Genomic DNA, 15,356 nt, shown 5'->3' with positions numbered 1-15,356 from the left:
ATGAGCGATCTTCTGCGCATCGCCACCGCCGGCAGTGTTGACGACGGTAAGTCCACTCTGGTGGGTCGGCTGCTGTATGACACAAAGTCGGTGCTTATAGACCAATTCGATGCCGTCACAAAGGCTTCCGAGTCACGCGGGCTTGATGCCCCCGATCTCTCGCTGCTTGTCGACGGCCTGCGCGCCGAGCGTGAGCAGGGCATCACCATCGACGTGGCGTATCGGTACTTCGCCACCCCGAAGCGTTCGTTCATCCTTGCCGATACCCCCGGGCACGTGCAGTACACCCGAAACACGGTGTCGGGGGCGTCGACCGCACAGCTGGTGATCCTTCTCGTCGACGCCCGCAAGGGTGTCATCGAGCAGACCCGCCGTCACGCGGCGGTGCTGGCGCTGTTGGGGGTACCACGGCTGGTGTTGGCGGTCAACAAGATCGACCTGGTGGCCGACAGCGCCCGCATCTTCGAAGCGATCAGCGCCGAGTTCAACGAGCTGACCAGCTCGCTGGGCTGGAAGCCCGAGAACGTCGTGGAGATCCCGGTCTCGGCACTGCATGGTGACAACATCGCCACCCGCAGCGAGCGCACCGGCTTCTACAGCGGGCCAACCCTCATCGAGCATCTGGAATCGATTCCGGCACATGAGGAGTCGAGCACCGTCGGTCTGCGCTTCCCGGTCCAGTATGTGATCCGGCCGCGTACCGCCGAGTACCCCGACTACCGTGGTTACGCCGGGCAGGTCGCCGCCGGCGCGGTGCGGGTGGGTGACGAGGTGGTTATCTCCCCCGCCGGACAGCGCACCACGGTGGCGGGCATCGACACCGCCGATGGGCCGCTCGAGGTCGCCGAGGCTGGACGCAGCGTGACGCTGATCCTGGCCGATGATGTGGATGCCTCACGTGGCGATCTGATCGCTGCGCCCGACGTGCCCGAACCGGTTTCTGAGATCGAAGGCACCGTGTGCTGGCTGGCCGACAAGCCGCTGAAGGCCGGGGCGCGCCTGCTGCTCAAGCACGGCACCCGCACCGTTCCCGCGATCGTCGGCGAGCTGGTGGAACGCTTCGACGAGCAGAACCTGTCTGCCGATCCCGCACCGGAATCCTTGGAGCTCAACGACATCGGTCAGATCAGCATTCGCCTCGCGGAAGCGATCAGCGTCGACGAGTACGTCGATGACCGGACCGCGGGGAGCTTCCTGCTGATCGATCCGTCGAGTGGCAACACGCTGGCGGCGGGACTGGTCGGCGACGCCCTGCGCGCCGTCGAACTGAATCGTGCGTAATCCGACGCTCCTTGCCGTCGCGCACGGGAGCCGCGACCCGCGGTTCGCGGAGAATGCGCGCCGATTGGTAGCGCAGGTGCGGTTGCTCCGGCCGGATCTGGAAGTCCGGCTCGCGTTTCTGGAGCTCTCCGAGCCGAACCTGGTAGACGTACTGCGCGATCTGAGCGGTGACGTGGTGGTGGTGGTGCCACTGCTGCTGTCCGACGCCTACCACGCCCGGATCGACTTGCCGACCGTGCTGTCTTCGGCACCCCCGGGATTGCGAGTCACCCAAGCACCTGTGCTCGGGGCAGATGACCGGCTGTTACGCCTGGCCCGGCGTCGGGTGGTCGAGCTCGGCATCGACAATCCCGGTGTGATTCTGTCCGCGGTCGGATCCTCGGACTCCACAGCCAACGACCGCACCCGCTCGCTCGCTATGCAGTGGGAGATCTCAACGACAGTTTTCGCCACCGGCGAATCGAGCACCCTTGCCGACGCCGCGGACTCGCTGCGTTCCCGTGGTGCCACGGAAATCGTTGTCGCACCCTGGTTCCTGTCCTCAGGTCTGCTGCTGGACCGGGTGCGCGCCGAGGCCGCAGACGCGGGTATCCACGTGGCGGCACCGCTGGGCTCTAACCGGCTGGTCGCCGAGGTCGTGGTGCACCGGTACGCATCGGCAGTCGCAGCGCCGGTCCCGGTAACGCACTGACAAAACCCACAGCACGTCCGCGCCGCATCCCGACGAACGCATTGTTATATGCGCATGTCTGACGTAGGGTCGGATGCGTGACCAGCACCGAGCACAAGACCCACGACCACCCCGACCACGTTCACGGCCCTGACTGCGGCCACGAAGCAGTTGCTCACGAGGACCACGTGGATTACATCCACGACGGGCACCGCCACGCCCCGCACGGCGATCACTACGACGAGCACTAGAGCGCGATAGACAAAATGGCCCCCGGAGAACCGGGGGCCATTTTCTTTACCCAACCCGGCTCGGCGACCATGCTCGGTCGTACCCGCTTATGAGCGACAACATCGCCTTCTCTCGGCCCGACATTCGATATCACTACTGCAGTGCGATACCGAGCTTTTCGGCGAACAGCTTGATCATGTGCTGTACACCCATTTCGTTGCGGCCGATGACCATGTGGTCTTGCTGTGCGTGAAGGACCGCCTGTCCGCACTGGGGCAGCATCGCGAAGTCTTCGTCCTTGAATGCGGCGTGCGCTAGTTCGTAGAGGGCGTCATAATTGGCGCGGTCTTCATCGGTGGCTGCGGGGACCTTGGCCATCCATGCGTGCCGTACCGAGGAATGCATGGGGTTGTCCGCGGAGGGTAGAACGTCGATAATCTCCACTCCCACAGGACTGTTGGCCAAGATGATGTTGGGGTAGATCCAGTACACGTAGCTGACATTCAGCTGCGGGTCCCAGGACAAACCCGGGTCGGTGTTGAGGTTCGTGATCCATGAATAGGGGAAACCGATCCGGTGATGTAAGCCGTACTCGTCGTATAGTGCGACGTTGGGGCAAGTATTCATTCCCACAACACTTTTCCCATGAACGTATGGGAAGTGGTAGCCCTCACCGAACGCCTCCAAAGCACATCGCCATGACACCGCGGAATCGAAATCGCGGTGCACGTGATAGCCATAGGATGAGTAGTTCATCGCCTCGAGTTCGGTACCGAGATTGCCCAAATGAGCGTCCACGTCTATTGGAGCGCCCGCAGACATCACGGCCCAGATGAAACCGTGACGCTCCTGAGCGGGTAGTTCCACCAACCCGTACTTCGATTTCTCGATCGCGTCGAAGCCTTCCCTACCGGGGATCACCGACAGCTCGCCGGTGTTGCGGTAGGTCCAGGCGTGATATGGACACACGAACCGCTTGGCATTGCCCGAACCACACGCCGGCATGGCGCCGCGATGCCGACAGTAGTTCAAAAACACGTGGCTACAGCCGTTTTCATCACGGGTAACAAGCAGCGAATCCCCGAGTATCGTCCGGACCAGATAATCGTTTGGCCTCGGCAGTTGCGCCGACGGCGCGATCAATAATGGGACTTGGCGCAGGATTTGAGACTGTTCGATCTCCGCAAGCTTGGGATCTCGGTAGTAGCGCAACGGCACCCGTAATTCAGATGCAGCCATGTCGGTAGTTCCCGCAGTGGCGTGACGTAGCCCGCGGACAGTGACGTGCCTATCGGGGTTCGCCACTTCGTGGGTATCTGTAATCGTCATTGACCTCTCCTCCTTGTGCCCTGTGCCTGAATCGGCAGCAGTGACATGGACAAAATGCCCGAGACCAGCCACCGAAGGCGCGCCGGGCCTTACGTGCCTGAAGTGGAGCCGAGCAGTTCAGAGGATACACATTGCCGATTATGTGTTGTCAAGGGATGGGTGCGGTCTACGTGCCAAGATGGATGGATGCGACGACACGGCTGGTCCGGTGACATGCCGGCGAGCGACGACGAGGCCATCGAGCGGATCGTCGCGGCGGCTAAACGCAACATCGATGGGCATGGCCATGCGACTATTGCTGAGGTCGCCCGCGACCTAGGCATCACTCGACGCACCGTATACCGATACTTCCCCACCCAGGACGACCTCGTAATGGGGGCCGCGATATCAGCGACCGCCGGATTCATCGATCGGCTGACCGAACACGTCCGGGAACTCAACGCCCCTGACCAGATCATCGTCGAAACTATCGCTTACACATACGAACAACTGCCACGCCACAAATATCTAGCTCTGGTTTTTCACCCAGATCGGGCAGCCGCCGTCACAGCGCCGCGCTCCCTGGCCTTCGGACGCGCCCTTATCGAAAAGTTCCATATCGACTGGGCAGCAGTCGGTTACACAGAAGATCTTCTCGACGAACTTAGCGAACTGATGCTGCGTACGTTGCAGTCGTTTCTCGTTGATCCAGGCACGCCCGCTAGGAACGGCAGACAACTTCGCGATTACCTGCTGCGCTGGATCGCTCCCGCCGTCCGCGAAATCGGAATCGATGGAGCAACGCAACTGAACCGTTAGCGACTCCAGACCAATGCTCGGCTGACGTTAGATCCTCGCGTTGGGCCACCGTGGCCGCAGAGTTGTTACTGCGATACCCCTGACTTTCAAGCCAATCAGCATCTATGCCCGAGGCCGCGCGACGGTCGTCACATTCTCAAGGTCGTCAGCTGCAGTAGTCGAACGGACGCCCTACGCGCGGTCTGCCCGTTTGGTTGGTTGAGTTCTTTCGCGTGTCTTCAACGTGTGTTGGCCTGATGCTCGTGAACGAAGTACCGCAGTCGCGCGCTGACACCATGCGTGGTTTTCGGCCTCGAATGCTCGGCCCCGCAAGCATGTGAGGTAGGGGCCAACTTGAGTGGCTTGCTGTAGGAATGATTCTTCGTCGAGCTCGCCGCGCATAGCGTGAAGCAGACTGTCATACGCGGCAACCTTGCCCGAAGCAATCTGTGCGCGTTCTTCGAGTTGTCGCACCACGGCGTCCAGACTGATCGAGTCAGCTGCTTGCACCATGACCATCAGATCGTCGCGGATGAACGAGGGCTTACATGTCGCAGTGGCGAACTGTTCAAGCTCATCAATTCCCGCGGCGGTCACAGTGAACATGCGTTTGTTTGGGCGTTGTTGCTGGATGACTTGTCGTCCTGTGACCAGGCCTTGCTCTTCGAGCTTGTTCAGTTCGAGGTATAGCTGCTGGGGGCCGGTCTGCCAGAAATTTGAGACACCGATGTCGAATGCTTTGGCTAGCTGGTAGCCACTTCGTTCGCCGTTAAGTAGTGCTGCGAGCACGGCATGCCGCAATGCCATCAGGGCCTCCCTCAGGGATCAACATATCAAGGGTTCTGAAGCGATCTGGACCTGCCAGTACAACCGAAGTGTCGATCTGCACGTACGAACCGCGGCCGGATACGGCGAGGGTACTTTCGTGTGATCTCGCAGCCAACGACATAATCATCTGGCCTGCAAATACTTGAGCTCAGGCAGTTTTGCCACACGGCCATCACCGGAAGACACACCGCGGATCCGACGCCCGATCCAAGGCACTAAATATGTTGCTGCCCAGCGAATTTCAGTGACTGCTCCGCGCTTGGGTGCTTGTCCGGCCGGAGGCTGGGCCCATTCTTGATCCCCGGGGATTGACAGACTCGACGCAGCGCAACATGCGAGACACTCGTGGCCCAGCGGACTTAGATGCAGCCGATCTGGTGACCACGCCCGGAGGTCCTCGAATACTGAGCCTGCGGGAAGCGTGGGTACGTAAACGCCGTAAGAATCAACCATGGCAGTGGTTCCCGCATTCAATGCAGTTACGCGCCTCGACATCAGACTCCCCAGGAAGGTCAGTGCTCCAAGGTCTGGCGCGCAGACTAAGAGCACTTGTGTGTGTCGCGCACGGAGGCGGCGCACGATCTGGTCGAGGGCGTCCACCACCGCGTCTGGACGGGCGCCTGGACGCAGTATGTCGTTGACCCCTGCAGTAACAGTTACCAAGTCTGGACAGAGCGCTAGGGCCGATTCAACCTGTTCGGCAAGCACCTGTTCTGCGCGCTTGCCGCGGACTGCGAGGTTGGCATAAAGGATCTCGCCGCGGTGGGTTGCGATCTTTTGTGCCAAGCGATCTGCCCACCCCATGGCCCGCCCATCGGGCCATGGGGTGTCACCGATTCCTTCCGACAGACTGTCGCCTAGAGCTACGTAGCGATAGACCATTTCGTGTCCACTCTCATATCTGCCTTGGACCGACCGTGTGTTCACCGTCGGGCAGTGACGCCGCCGTCGATGGGGATGATCGCTCCGGCGATGTAAGTGCTGCCGGGACCAAGTAGAAACCCCACCAACCCCGCGATATCTGATGAGCGGCCGACTCTGCGCAAGGGAATCTGGGCGGCGATAGCATCTTCTCCAAATGCCAGCAGCGGTGCTGTCATCTTGGATGGGAATAGGCCCGGCGCGACGGCATTGACGAGAATCGCCGGAGCTAGTTCTCCAGCTAGATGTTGGGTGAGCATGTGCACACCCGCCTTGCTTGCACTGTAGGAAAAGTTGGTGATACCAGGCTGCGGCGCACGAAGCCCATCGATGCTGCCGATATTGACCACCCGGGCCGGATCGTCAACGGTAGACGCAGCCATGAGAAGTGGGACCAAGGCTTGGGTCAGGAGAAAGACGCCCTTGAGATTCACCGAAAGCACCCGATCCCATGCGTCGGCTGGGAAATCCTGAAACGGGGCACCCCAATTGGCGCCAGCGTTGTTGATCAATGCGTGCACCTTGGTCTCCCGCTCCCCAAGCTCGGAGGCGAGTTTGCCGACGCCTATGGCCGTACCGAGATCCGCGGGTATGGCGTGCACCGCGCCGTACTCTTCCAGTTCCTTTGCAGCTGTGCGTAGTTCGTCTCCTTTTCTGCTACTGATGTATACGGTGGCGCCCCGTAGGAGTAGTCCTTCGGTGATCATGCGGCCTATGCCGCGGCCGCCTCCGGTGACCACCACCGTCTTGCCGGCAAGTGAGCGCTGGCCGGCGTTCATCGGATCCTCCGTTTCGCGATGGCGCTGCTGATCATGAGCCTTTGGATCTCGCTGGTGCCCTCGAAAATGGTGAAGATCTTTGCGTCTCGGGCCCATCGTTCTACGGGGTAGTCGCGTGTGTATCCGTTGCCGCCAAGGATTTGGATAGCCCGTTCGGTGGTGCGCACTGCCACTTCGCTGGCGCGTAGCTTTGCCATACTGCCCTCTCCGCGGGTAAAGGGGCGCTCGAGGGCGGCCATGGAGGCTGCGCGCCAGACCAGTAAGCGTGCGGCGTCGATATCGGTCGCCATATCGGCCAGCATGAATGCGATGGCCTGGTTTTCGATGATCGGCCGCCCGAATTGCTCACGTACAGTGGCGTATTCAAGTGCGTGCTCGTAAGCGGCGCGCGCAATTCCGATCGCCATAGCACCGTTGGCTGGCCGGGCCCGTTCAAATATCGCCATGCCCGCTGGGACTCGGACTCGCCTGCCTTCCCGCACGGCTGCCAGACGCTCCTCAAGTTGATCCTTGCCGCCCAGGACATTGTCAGCCGGGATCCGCACATCTTCGAGCAGCACCTCGGCGGTGTGTGATGCCCGGATTCCATGTTTACGGAATTTCTGTCCTTGACGAAGCCCGGGTGTGCCGGGCGGTATGTAAAAGAGCGCGTGGCCACGGGCTCCGAGATCGGGATCGGTCACTGCGTTCACAACGTGCACACCGGCGATGCCACCGTTGGAGGCCCAGGTCTTGACCCCGTTGAGCACCCATTCACCGGTGTGCTGATCGAACTGCGCGCGTGTGCGTATGGCGGCGGCGTCACTTCCGGCGCCGGGCTCGCTGGCGCATAAAGCCGCAACGGCAGGTTCGGACGGGGTTCCGAAAAAGGACGGAAGCCAGTCATGAATTTGTTCTTCGGTGGCGGCACCGAACAGGGCGTAGACCGGTAAGTATGTACCAACGAGAGCTTGACCGATCCCACCGTCGCCCCAGAAGAGCTCCTCAGCCACAACAGGCATCAGCAAGCCCGTAGCATCGTCGCGGGACTGCAGCGCGAACTCCGGCGAGTACAGGCCAGCGGCGGCCGCCTCACGCAAGACCGGCCACGGTGTTTCTTCTTTCTCGTCGTATTCTGCTCCGACCGGCCGTACGTATTTTTCGGCAAAATCATGTGCCCAGGTACGTGCTTCGGCAATTTCGTTAGGTAGGTCGACTAGCGATGATGCTGCCGAGCTGTCGGTTGTGACACTCATGTATTCCTCATTTTGGTTGGGTGTGCGCGGCGCTACCACTGGCCAAACGGCTACGGCATCGCCGTGAATTGAGTTCGAACTTGCTCCCGGTGCAGCGCCGTCACGTTCTGGCGGCGCTGCACCGGGCGGCTCCGGGCTTGTGATTCAGAACTGTTGAGGTTCAGCTAGTTCGGCCTACTCGGGGCTAGCCTGCTGCAGACTCGGTACGGCTTCGGGCTAGTGCTTTGTTTGCAAGCTTGCGACCTACTTCTGGGTCACCGACCGCGAAGGTAAGGATGTCAGCCAATCGGACGATTTGGCCGGCTGCTCCCCATGTCCCCTCTTTGATGTCGGGCGTGAGCACCCATACGCGTTGGGGGTCGCGCGGGTGCTCACCTTCCTCGGCATCAAGCACCGCGGTGGTGATGTCCGAGACCATGGCTCTGCGTCGATCGTCGGTGAACTGCCCTTCTGGAGCGGCCGCGTAAAACCGATAGCGAGGGGCGCCCGTCACAGGCTCTCCACCGACGTAGACCTCTTCCGGGCGGTGCACCGAGACCCACGCGATCGAGCGCACCAGCGGGTTTGCCGGGTCAGCCCCTTCGTGCCGCAGCACAATATCGGTCAGTCTTGCGATGAGTGCACGTTCGGCATCAGGTGACAGAGCACCTTTCGGAATGTAGGCGTCGAGGTTTGGCATAGTACAACTCCTTGGTTAGTGATAGATACTGAATTACATTGCGATGAGCTGTTTTCCAGAACTTTTGCAGGTTTAAAGACGTCAGGGATGGTCGCTCGATACCTTCAGAATGCGAGCGCGGACGCAGGCAGCAGCCCTTCTGCGACCAACCCCTCCGCGACCTTCTTGGCAACGGTGTCAAGCGCACTGCGCGGGCGCAGCATCACGGTGAATTCCTGGATCAGCCCGATCTCGTCGAGTTGGATCAAGTCGATGCCATGAACTTGCTTGTCGCCCACAGTCGCCCGGAAAACCATCACATGCGATTCGACGCTGCCACCTGCCGCGGTCTCAGCGGTTCCGGCAAGTTCTCCTACATAACGAAAGTCTTCAAAGACCTGGGTCAGCAGCACGCCGAAAACCTTGAGCACCACAGGCCGACCAACGAATGCGGAGAACTTCATCGGGCTGTAGAACCGTGCATCCTCGGTGAACAGAGGCTCCAGCGCCGAGACCTCGCGAGCCTCAACTGCGGCCCGGAAACGATCAACGGTTGTCACGTCAGAAGTCCTTCCAAAGCGGGGTTTATAGTCATAATATTGACTATAAGTATATATGACTATCTTGTCTAGGAGATTCTCGATGAGCACCTCGCGTCCGACGCCGAAACTGTTGCTACCAAAGAACAAACAGCACCTCCAGAAGTTGAGATTGGCGACTCCATCGGTTGCCATCGCCCCTTGGGGGCCGCGCTGATGAAGAGATGGCCCACTCGTCGGATCTGGGGGAACTTGTTTATGCAGTCATCGACAGCCCGCCACCGTCATGTCGACCGCCCTTGCACAGGTGCCGCCGGCGTGCCCGCTGACGCCGCGACTTACGTAGGTCATCGCACACTGTGCGAAGCGTTTCAGTACAACGTGAAGGCTTACTCGGATCGCGTCGCGATCCGAACCCCGCATAACAAGGTCAGCATCACCTGGCGTGAGTACGGAGAACGTGTCCGTCATATCGCGACCGGCCTAGCCGCACTTGGTGTAACGGCGGGCGACACAGTCGCGCTGATGCTCACCAACCGGCCCGAGTTTCACCTTTGCGACACCGCGGTACTCCATACCGGCGCAACTCCATTCTCGATGTACAACACCAACCCGCCCGATGTGTTGGCGCATCTTTTCGAGAACGCATGCAACCGCGTGGTGATCTGCGAGGAACAGTTTGTTGATCGCGTACTCGCCGCTACGCGCATTGGGGGGAAGGTCGAACACATCATCAGCGTCGACGGTCACGGCGATGAAACGATCAGCCTGTCATCGGTAGAAGCCACGCCGAACAGCACATTCGACTTCGATGCGACATGGCAAGCCGTAAATGCGACCGACATTCTGACTATCGTCTACACCTCCGGCACCACCGGGCTTCCCAAGGGCGCTGAGCTAAGCCACGAAAACTTCATGACCAACGCCAACGCCCTCACGCAACTAGCGCCGATCGGCCCACACGATCGAGCGGTGTCATACCTGCCCGATGCGCACGCCGCGAACAGATGGGTCGGTCACTATGCCAACCTCCTGCTGGGAGTGCAGATTACGACCGTCAGTGACATCAGCCAAATACTGGAAACCCTCAGAGAGATTCGGCCCACCATCTTTATGGGCGTTCCAAGGATCTGGATAAAGATCAAGTCGGCGTTAGAGTCCCAATTAGTGGCAGACCCGAGCCCCTCGAAAAGAAGGCTTACCGCGTGGGCGCTACGAGTCGGCCAGGAACGAATACGCCGCCGGTCCAGTCAGCGGCCTGTGACGCCATGGTTGCGCGTCCAGCACGCTCTCGCCGATCGACTTGTATTGGCCAAGATACGCATGACGCTTGGCCTGGACGCCGTCCAACTCGGAGCGTCCGGCGCCGCACCAATCCCACCGGAAACGCACACGTTCATCCTGGGCCTGGGAATCCCCATCTGCGAGGCATACGGATTGACCGAGACAAGCGCCATAGTCACCATCAACCGACCCAACAACATGCGGATCGGCACCGTCGGACAAGCACTCTCAAGCACCGAAATCCGTCTCGCCGACGACGGCGAACTACTCGTACGCGGACAACAGATCATGCGCGGATACCGTGGTGAACCCGAAAAAACCTCGGAAGCAATAGATTCCGACGGCTGGTTCCACACCGGCGACATCGCGACAATCGATCCAGACGGATTCGTCACCATCATCGACCGCAAAAAGGAACTGATCATCAACTCATCCGGCAAAAACATGTCACCAACTCGGATCGAAAACACGATCGCCGCCGCATGCCACCTCGCCGGAGCTGTTATGGCGGTCGGTGAACAGCGGCCCTACATCACCGCACTCGTAACTCTCGATCAGGCAGAATTGAAATTGCTTGCTGTGAAGCATGATTTGACACTCGCGTCAACGGAAAACCTGTGCCACCACCCCATTATCACCAAGGAAATGGCGGCCGGGATCGAAAGGGCCAACGCTAAATTGTCTCGTGCAGAGCAGGTCAAGAAGTACCTGATTTTGCCGCGGACCTGGGAACCTGGCGGCGATGAGATGACACCCACCATGAAACTTAAGCGCCGGCATATAACGGCCAAGTACGCGTCAGAGATCGAAGACCTCTATCGATAGTGATCGGCTCCCACAAGAACAAAGCCGTTGTAGTGGGCCACATTAGCTGTGAACGGCCGAAAATTTCCGCCATCACAGCACGATGGCACGCACCGCGGAAAGACCGGCATACAGCCGGGCACTTGCCGGTGCCCTCACAATGCAGCAGAGACGACGCCCTAGGACGCGACCTCGGCCAGATCGCCCAGATCGGGAACGCGAGTCACGCGCACATACACCTGGTCGCCTTCGTGCAACCCGAGTGCCTCGGCGTCTCCGCGGGTGATCTGCGCGGTGAACTGTTCCCCGGTCGCGGCACTGGTCAACTCGACCCGCACCTCGAAACCGAGGTGCACGACGCGTCCCACCGTCGCCTTCGTCACCCCGGTGGTCTCGCCGGTGCCCTCCGCCGCGGCGCGGGAGAGGTCGGCATTGCGCCCCACACGAATATCGTGCGGGCGCACCAGGATTCCGTTCAGCTTGGCCACCGGGCCCAGGAAGGACATCACGAAGCTGTTCGCCGGACGGTCGTACAGGTCGTCAGGAGAACCCACCTGCTCGATACGCCCCTTGTTGAGCACCGCGATCCGGTCTGCGACATCGAGTGCCTCGGCCTGGTCATGGGTCACCAGCACCGTCGTGACGTGTACTTCCTCGTGCAGCCGGCGCAGCCAGGCCCGCAGGTCCTCGCGCACCTTGGCGTCGAGCGCGCCGAACGGCTCGTCCAGGAGCAGCACCTCCGGGTCGACGGCCAGTGCGCGTGCCAGCGCCATGCGCTGGCGCTGGCCGCCGGAAAGCTGGTTGGGGTAGCGGGTGTGAAAACCCGCCAGCCCCACCACTTCCAACAGGTTGTCGACCTTCTCCTTGATCTCGGCCTTCGGCCTCTTACGGATCTTGAGTCCGAACCCGACGTTTTCACGCACGGTCAGGTGCTTGAAGGCGGCGTAATGCTGGAACACGAAACCGATGCCGCGCCGCTGCGGCGGCACACCGGTGACGTCACGCCCATTGATGGTGATCGTGCCGGTATCGGGCTGGTCCAGCCCGGCGATGGCCCGCAACAACGTTGACTTGCCCGAGCCACTGGGCCCCAGCAGCGCGGTCAGCGAACCCGACGGCACCTCGAAGTCGATGTTGTCCAGCGCGGCGAAGTCGCCGTAATGCTTGTTCGCGCCGCGAACGGTAATCGCGTCAGTCATTCTGTGGCTCCTTGCTATTCACTATTGGCTTTTGCTCGTCGCGCATCGATGACGACCTGGACCACCAGGACGATCACCGCAACAGCCATCAGTAGCGCCGAGATGGCGTAGGCGCCGTACTCGGCACCACGCTGATGACGATCGGACACGAGCAGGGTCAGGGTCTGCGACGTCCCCGGCAGGTTCGAGGACACCATGATCACGGCGCCGTACTCACCGAGCGTGCGCGCGATGGTGAGCACGATGCCGTAGGTCAAACCCCACCGAATCGACGGCAACGTGATACGCCAGAACGTCTGCCACGCAGTGGCTCCCAGCGTGGCAGCGGCCTCTTCCTGCTCGGTGCCCAGCTCATGCAGCACCGGCTCGACCTCACGAATGATGAACGGAATCGTGACGAAGATGCTGGCGAGCACAATGCCCGGGAACCCAAAGATGACCTTGAGTCCGAAATCGTTCTCGACAAACCCGAAGACGCCCGCCGATCCCCACAACAGGATCAGCGCGACACCCACCACCACGGGTGAGACGGCGAACGGAAGGTCGATGATCGCCTGCAGCACGGCCTTGCCGCGGAACTTGTTCCGCGCCAGAACCAGCGCCGTGGGAATGCCGAAGATGACGTTGAGCGGCACCACAATCGCGACCACCAGCAGCGACAGCTGCAAAGCCGATATCGCGGCAGGGGTGGCGATCGACTCGAAGAACGCACCGACTCCGGGCTCGAACGTGCGCCACAAAATGAGGCCCACCGGAACGATCACCAGGATGCCGATATACAGCAGCGCCGCATAGCGGGCCACATATTTGACGAGCGGTGACGGCGTCACTGCGCCAGCTCCTCTCGCTTAGCCGCACGCGAACCAATGGTGCGTAGGACAAACAACACGACAAACGAAATGATCAGCAGCACAATCGAGATCGCCGCGGCACCGGTGCGGTCGTCGTTTTCGATGAGCGTCCTGATCCACTGCGAGGACACTTCCGTCTCGCCGGGCACCGCACCGCCGATCAGCACCACCGAACCGTATTCGCCGATAGCGCGCGAAAATGCCAGTCCCGCACCCGATAACAGCGACGGGAGCAGTGCCGGAAGGATCACCGCGCGGAAGATCGTCCAGTTGTCGGCCCCTAGAGAAGCGGCGGCCTCCTCGACGGACTGGTCGAGTTCCAAGAGGACCGGCTGCACAGACCGCACCACGAACGGCAGGGTGACGAACAGCAGCGCAATCCCGATACCCCACTTGGTGTGTTGGATGTGGATGCCCACGGGGCTGCCCGGGCCGTACAGCGCGAGCATCACCAGACTCGCCACAATCGTCGGCAACGCGAAAGGCAAGTCGATGACGGCGTCCACCAGCCGCTTGCCAGGGAAGTCGTCACGCGTCAGCACCCAGGCCACCAACAGCCCGAAGAACAGGTTGATGACGGCCACCCCGAAGGAGACCCCCAGGGTCACCTTGAACGAGCTCACCGCGGCATTGGAGGTGATCGCGTTCCAGAACGCGGTCCATCCACCACCGGCCGACTGCCAGACAATTGCGGCCAGGGGTAGCAGCACGATGATGCTGAGCCAGATCGATGCCGCACCGACCCGCAGCGAGGTGCTGCCGTAGCGGCGAGTCAACAATCCCCCCGTCTGCCCGGCACCGACTTTACGGTCGGGCCGGGCAGACGATTTCGGCTCGGAGGCCGGTTCCGTCGATTGTTCGGTCGCTGTCATCCGGTGGCCTTCTTGTAGATCTTGGTGATGCTGCCGTTTTCCTTGTCGAACAACGCGGGGTCAACTGTCTTCCAGCCACCTAGCTCGGCGATGGTCCACAGCTTCTCAGGCGTCGGGAAGTCCTTGGCGAATTCTGCCGTAACGGCCGGATCTACGGGGCGGAAACCTGCCTCAGCCCAGAGCTTCTGCGCCTCCGGGGTGTACAGGAAGTTCTTCAGGGCGTTCACCTTGTCCTGGTGCGCGCTGCCCTTGACCACGGCGACCGGGTTCTCGATCTTGAACGTCTGCGGCGGGTTGACGTGCTCGACGTCCTTGCCCTGACGTTCGACGTTGATGGCCTCGTTCTCGTAGCTGATCAACACGTCACCGCTGCCCTGCAGGAAGACGTCGGTGGCCTCGCGCCCGGAACCGGGACGCTGCTTGATGTGCTCGCCGACGAGCTTGCTGACGTAGTCGATGCCCGCCTGCTCGTCGCGGCCGCCATTGCTCTTGGCAGCATAGGGAGCCAGCAGGTTCCACTTGGCCGAGCCCGAGCTCAACGGGCTCGGCGTGATGACCGTGATACCAGGCTGAAGCAGGTCATCCCAGTCCTTGATGTTCTTCGGGTTGCCCTTGCGCACCACGAGAGAAACGACCGAGCCGAACGGCACACCCTTGGTGGCGTCGGCATTCCAATCCTCGGAGACCTTGCCCGCCTTGACCAAGCGGCTCACATCGGGCTCCACCGAGAAGTTGACGATGTCGGCCGGCTTACCGTCGACCACGGCCCTGGACTGATCGCCGGACGCACCGTAAGAAGTAGTGACCGCTACACCCTTACCCTCGGCGGTGTTCGCGAATGCCGGAATGATCTTCTTCCAGCCTGGCTCCGGCACCGCATAGGCGACGAGAGTCAAGGTGGTGTCGGCATCGGAATGCGACTCGCCCCCGACGACGTCACTGGATCCCCCACCGCAGGCGGCGAGAACTGTTGCCGCTGTGGCAAGTACTCCGATGTGGTGCCACCGGCGGGCACCGACCGTCTTCGCGATCTTGAGCATGAGGACCTTTCGTGGGATGACGATTACCTGGGACAGATATCTCATGGAATCCCGTGAC

16 protein-coding genes are annotated in these 15,356 nt (G+C 61.1%); 5 read left to right on the top strand and 11 right to left on the bottom strand.

Annotated elements, in window-relative coordinates:
* The 3 genes from AOT83_RS05845 (at window position 1) to AOT83_RS26675 (ending at window position 2,202) form a co-directional block, all read left to right on the top strand.
* Window positions 1–1,281: a GTP-binding protein gene (locus tag AOT83_RS05845; RefSeq protein WP_057964946.1), complete on the top strand. Its 1,281-nt coding sequence runs from the start codon at window positions 1–3 to the stop codon at window positions 1,279–1,281.
* Complete coding sequence (locus AOT83_RS05840; RefSeq protein ID WP_057964947.1) at window positions 1,274–1,972, top strand: sirohydrochlorin chelatase; 699 nt, start codon at window positions 1,274–1,276, stop codon at window positions 1,970–1,972. Before AOT83_RS05845 ends, AOT83_RS05840 begins: the two co-directional genes overlap by 8 nt.
* Window positions 1,973–2,049: 77 nt before the next feature.
* On the top strand, window positions 2,050–2,202 hold the full coding sequence (locus tag AOT83_RS26675; protein ID WP_057968846.1) for a hypothetical protein: 153 nt from the start codon (window positions 2,050–2,052) through the stop codon (window positions 2,200–2,202).
* A gap of 133 nt (window positions 2,203–2,335) precedes the next feature.
* Here AOT83_RS26675 and AOT83_RS05830 read toward each other — a convergent pair whose 3' ends face one another.
* Window positions 2,336–3,511 (bottom strand): aromatic ring-hydroxylating dioxygenase subunit alpha, encoded by a 1,176-nt coding sequence (locus AOT83_RS05830; protein WP_057964948.1) that lies wholly within the window; start codon window positions 3,509–3,511, stop codon window positions 2,336–2,338.
* A gap of 186 nt (window positions 3,512–3,697) precedes the next feature.
* Between AOT83_RS05830 and AOT83_RS05825 the strand changes: the two genes are divergently transcribed.
* Window positions 3,698–4,309: a TetR/AcrR family transcriptional regulator gene (locus AOT83_RS05825; RefSeq protein WP_057964949.1), complete on the top strand. Its 612-nt coding sequence runs from the start codon at window positions 3,698–3,700 to the stop codon at window positions 4,307–4,309.
* Window positions 4,310–4,480: 171 nt separating this feature from the next.
* Here the strand turns inward: AOT83_RS05825 and AOT83_RS05820 are convergent, their stop codons facing one another.
* The 6 genes from AOT83_RS05820 to AOT83_RS05800 form a co-directional block, all read right to left on the bottom strand.
* The gene (locus tag AOT83_RS05820; protein WP_057964950.1) at window positions 4,481–5,095 is read right to left on the bottom strand and encodes a PadR family transcriptional regulator; all 615 of its coding nucleotides are present in this window, start codon (window positions 5,093–5,095) and stop codon (window positions 4,481–4,483) included.
* A gap of 144 nt (window positions 5,096–5,239) precedes the next feature.
* A complete protein-coding gene (locus AOT83_RS26670) occupies window positions 5,240–5,998 on the bottom strand; it encodes an SGNH/GDSL hydrolase family protein (protein WP_081343692.1) in 759 nt (252 codons plus the stop codon).
* Between the two features lie 41 nt (window positions 5,999–6,039).
* Window positions 6,040–6,816, bottom strand: a complete 777-nt coding sequence (locus AOT83_RS05815) for an SDR family NAD(P)-dependent oxidoreductase (protein ID WP_030095180.1) — start codon at window positions 6,814–6,816, stop codon at window positions 6,040–6,042.
* Window positions 6,813–8,051, bottom strand: coding sequence for an acyl-CoA dehydrogenase family protein (locus AOT83_RS05810; RefSeq protein ID WP_057964951.1), 1,239 nt, complete (start codon window positions 8,049–8,051; stop codon window positions 6,813–6,815). The genes AOT83_RS05815 and AOT83_RS05810 overlap by 4 nt, the downstream gene beginning before the upstream one ends.
* A gap of 184 nt (window positions 8,052–8,235) precedes the next feature.
* Entirely contained in the window at window positions 8,236–8,730 is a 495-nt protein-coding gene (locus AOT83_RS05805) for a hypothetical protein (RefSeq protein WP_030095178.1), read from the bottom strand.
* A 104-nt stretch (window positions 8,731–8,834) separates the two neighbouring features.
* Window positions 8,835–9,269, bottom strand: a complete 435-nt coding sequence (locus tag AOT83_RS05800) for a nuclear transport factor 2 family protein (protein WP_030095177.1) — start codon at window positions 9,267–9,269, stop codon at window positions 8,835–8,837.
* 297 nt (window positions 9,270–9,566) lie between these two features.
* Between AOT83_RS05800 and AOT83_RS05795 the strand changes: the two genes are divergently transcribed.
* Window positions 9,567–11,357 (top strand): long-chain fatty acid--CoA ligase, encoded by a 1,791-nt coding sequence (locus AOT83_RS05795; protein ID WP_057964952.1) that lies wholly within the window; start codon window positions 9,567–9,569, stop codon window positions 11,355–11,357.
* A gap of 158 nt (window positions 11,358–11,515) precedes the next feature.
* On the opposite strand, the gene AOT83_RS05790 is transcribed toward AOT83_RS05795, so the two are convergent.
* The 4 genes from AOT83_RS05790 to AOT83_RS05775 are packed head-to-tail and all read right to left on the bottom strand — an operon-like array spanning window position 11,516 to window position 15,298.
* Window positions 11,516–12,535 (bottom strand): TOBE-like domain-containing protein, encoded by a 1,020-nt coding sequence (locus tag AOT83_RS05790; protein WP_030095175.1) that lies wholly within the window; start codon window positions 12,533–12,535, stop codon window positions 11,516–11,518.
* Window positions 12,536–12,549: 14 nt separating this feature from the next.
* On the bottom strand, window positions 12,550–13,365 hold the full coding sequence (gene cysW, locus AOT83_RS05785; protein WP_030095174.1) for a sulfate ABC transporter permease subunit CysW: 816 nt from the start codon (window positions 13,363–13,365) through the stop codon (window positions 12,550–12,552).
* Window positions 13,362–14,258, bottom strand: a complete 897-nt coding sequence (cysT, locus tag AOT83_RS05780; protein WP_078285302.1) for a sulfate ABC transporter permease subunit CysT — start codon at window positions 14,256–14,258, stop codon at window positions 13,362–13,364. Before cysT ends, cysW begins: the two co-directional genes overlap by 4 nt.
* Window positions 14,255–15,298 (bottom strand): sulfate ABC transporter substrate-binding protein, encoded by a 1,044-nt coding sequence (locus AOT83_RS05775; protein WP_044104336.1) that lies wholly within the window; start codon window positions 15,296–15,298, stop codon window positions 14,255–14,257. Before AOT83_RS05775 ends, cysT begins: the two co-directional genes overlap by 4 nt.
* Window positions 15,299–15,356: the final 58 nt, after the last annotated feature.

The sequence above is a fragment of the Mycobacteroides sp. H001 genome (assembly GCF_001440005.1).
In the GTDB taxonomy this organism is placed as follows: Bacteria; Actinomycetota; Actinomycetes; order Mycobacteriales; family Mycobacteriaceae; genus Mycobacterium; species Mycobacterium gwanakae.
Note: the sequence above shows the minus strand (reverse complement) of the source record. Positions and strands in the feature narration are given on the sequence as shown.

Bases quoted from the DNA above. Each gene is read 5' to 3' on its own strand.
- AOT83_RS05845 (WP_057964946.1), top strand. From the start codon at position 1: ATGAGCGATCTTCTGCGCATCGCCACCGCCGGCAGTGTTGACGACGGT.
- AOT83_RS05830 (WP_057964948.1), bottom strand. From the start codon at position 3,511: ATGACGATTACAGATACCCACGAAGTGGCGAACCCCGATAGGCACGTC.
- AOT83_RS05825 (WP_057964949.1), top strand. From the start codon at position 3,698: ATGCGACGACACGGCTGGTCCGGTGACATGCCGGCGAGCGACGACGAG.
- AOT83_RS05820 (WP_057964950.1), bottom strand. From the start codon at position 5,095: ATGGCATTGCGGCATGCCGTGCTCGCAGCACTACTTAACGGCGAACGA.
- AOT83_RS26670 (WP_081343692.1), bottom strand. From the start codon at position 5,998: ATGGTCTATCGCTACGTAGCTCTAGGCGACAGTCTGTCGGAAGGAATC.
- AOT83_RS05815 (WP_030095180.1), bottom strand. From the start codon at position 6,816: ATGAACGCCGGCCAGCGCTCACTTGCCGGCAAGACGGTGGTGGTCACC.
- AOT83_RS05810 (WP_057964951.1), bottom strand. From the start codon at position 8,051: ATGAGTGTCACAACCGACAGCTCGGCAGCATCATCGCTAGTCGACCTA.
- AOT83_RS05805 (WP_030095178.1), bottom strand. From the start codon at position 8,730: ATGCCAAACCTCGACGCCTACATTCCGAAAGGTGCTCTGTCACCTGAT.
- AOT83_RS05790 (WP_030095175.1), bottom strand. From the start codon at position 12,535: ATGACTGACGCGATTACCGTTCGCGGCGCGAACAAGCATTACGGCGAC.
- cysT (WP_078285302.1), bottom strand. From the start codon at position 14,258: ATGACAGCGACCGAACAATCGACGGAACCGGCCTCCGAGCCGAAATCG.
- AOT83_RS05775 (WP_044104336.1), bottom strand. From the start codon at position 15,298: ATGCTCAAGATCGCGAAGACGGTCGGTGCCCGCCGGTGGCACCACATC.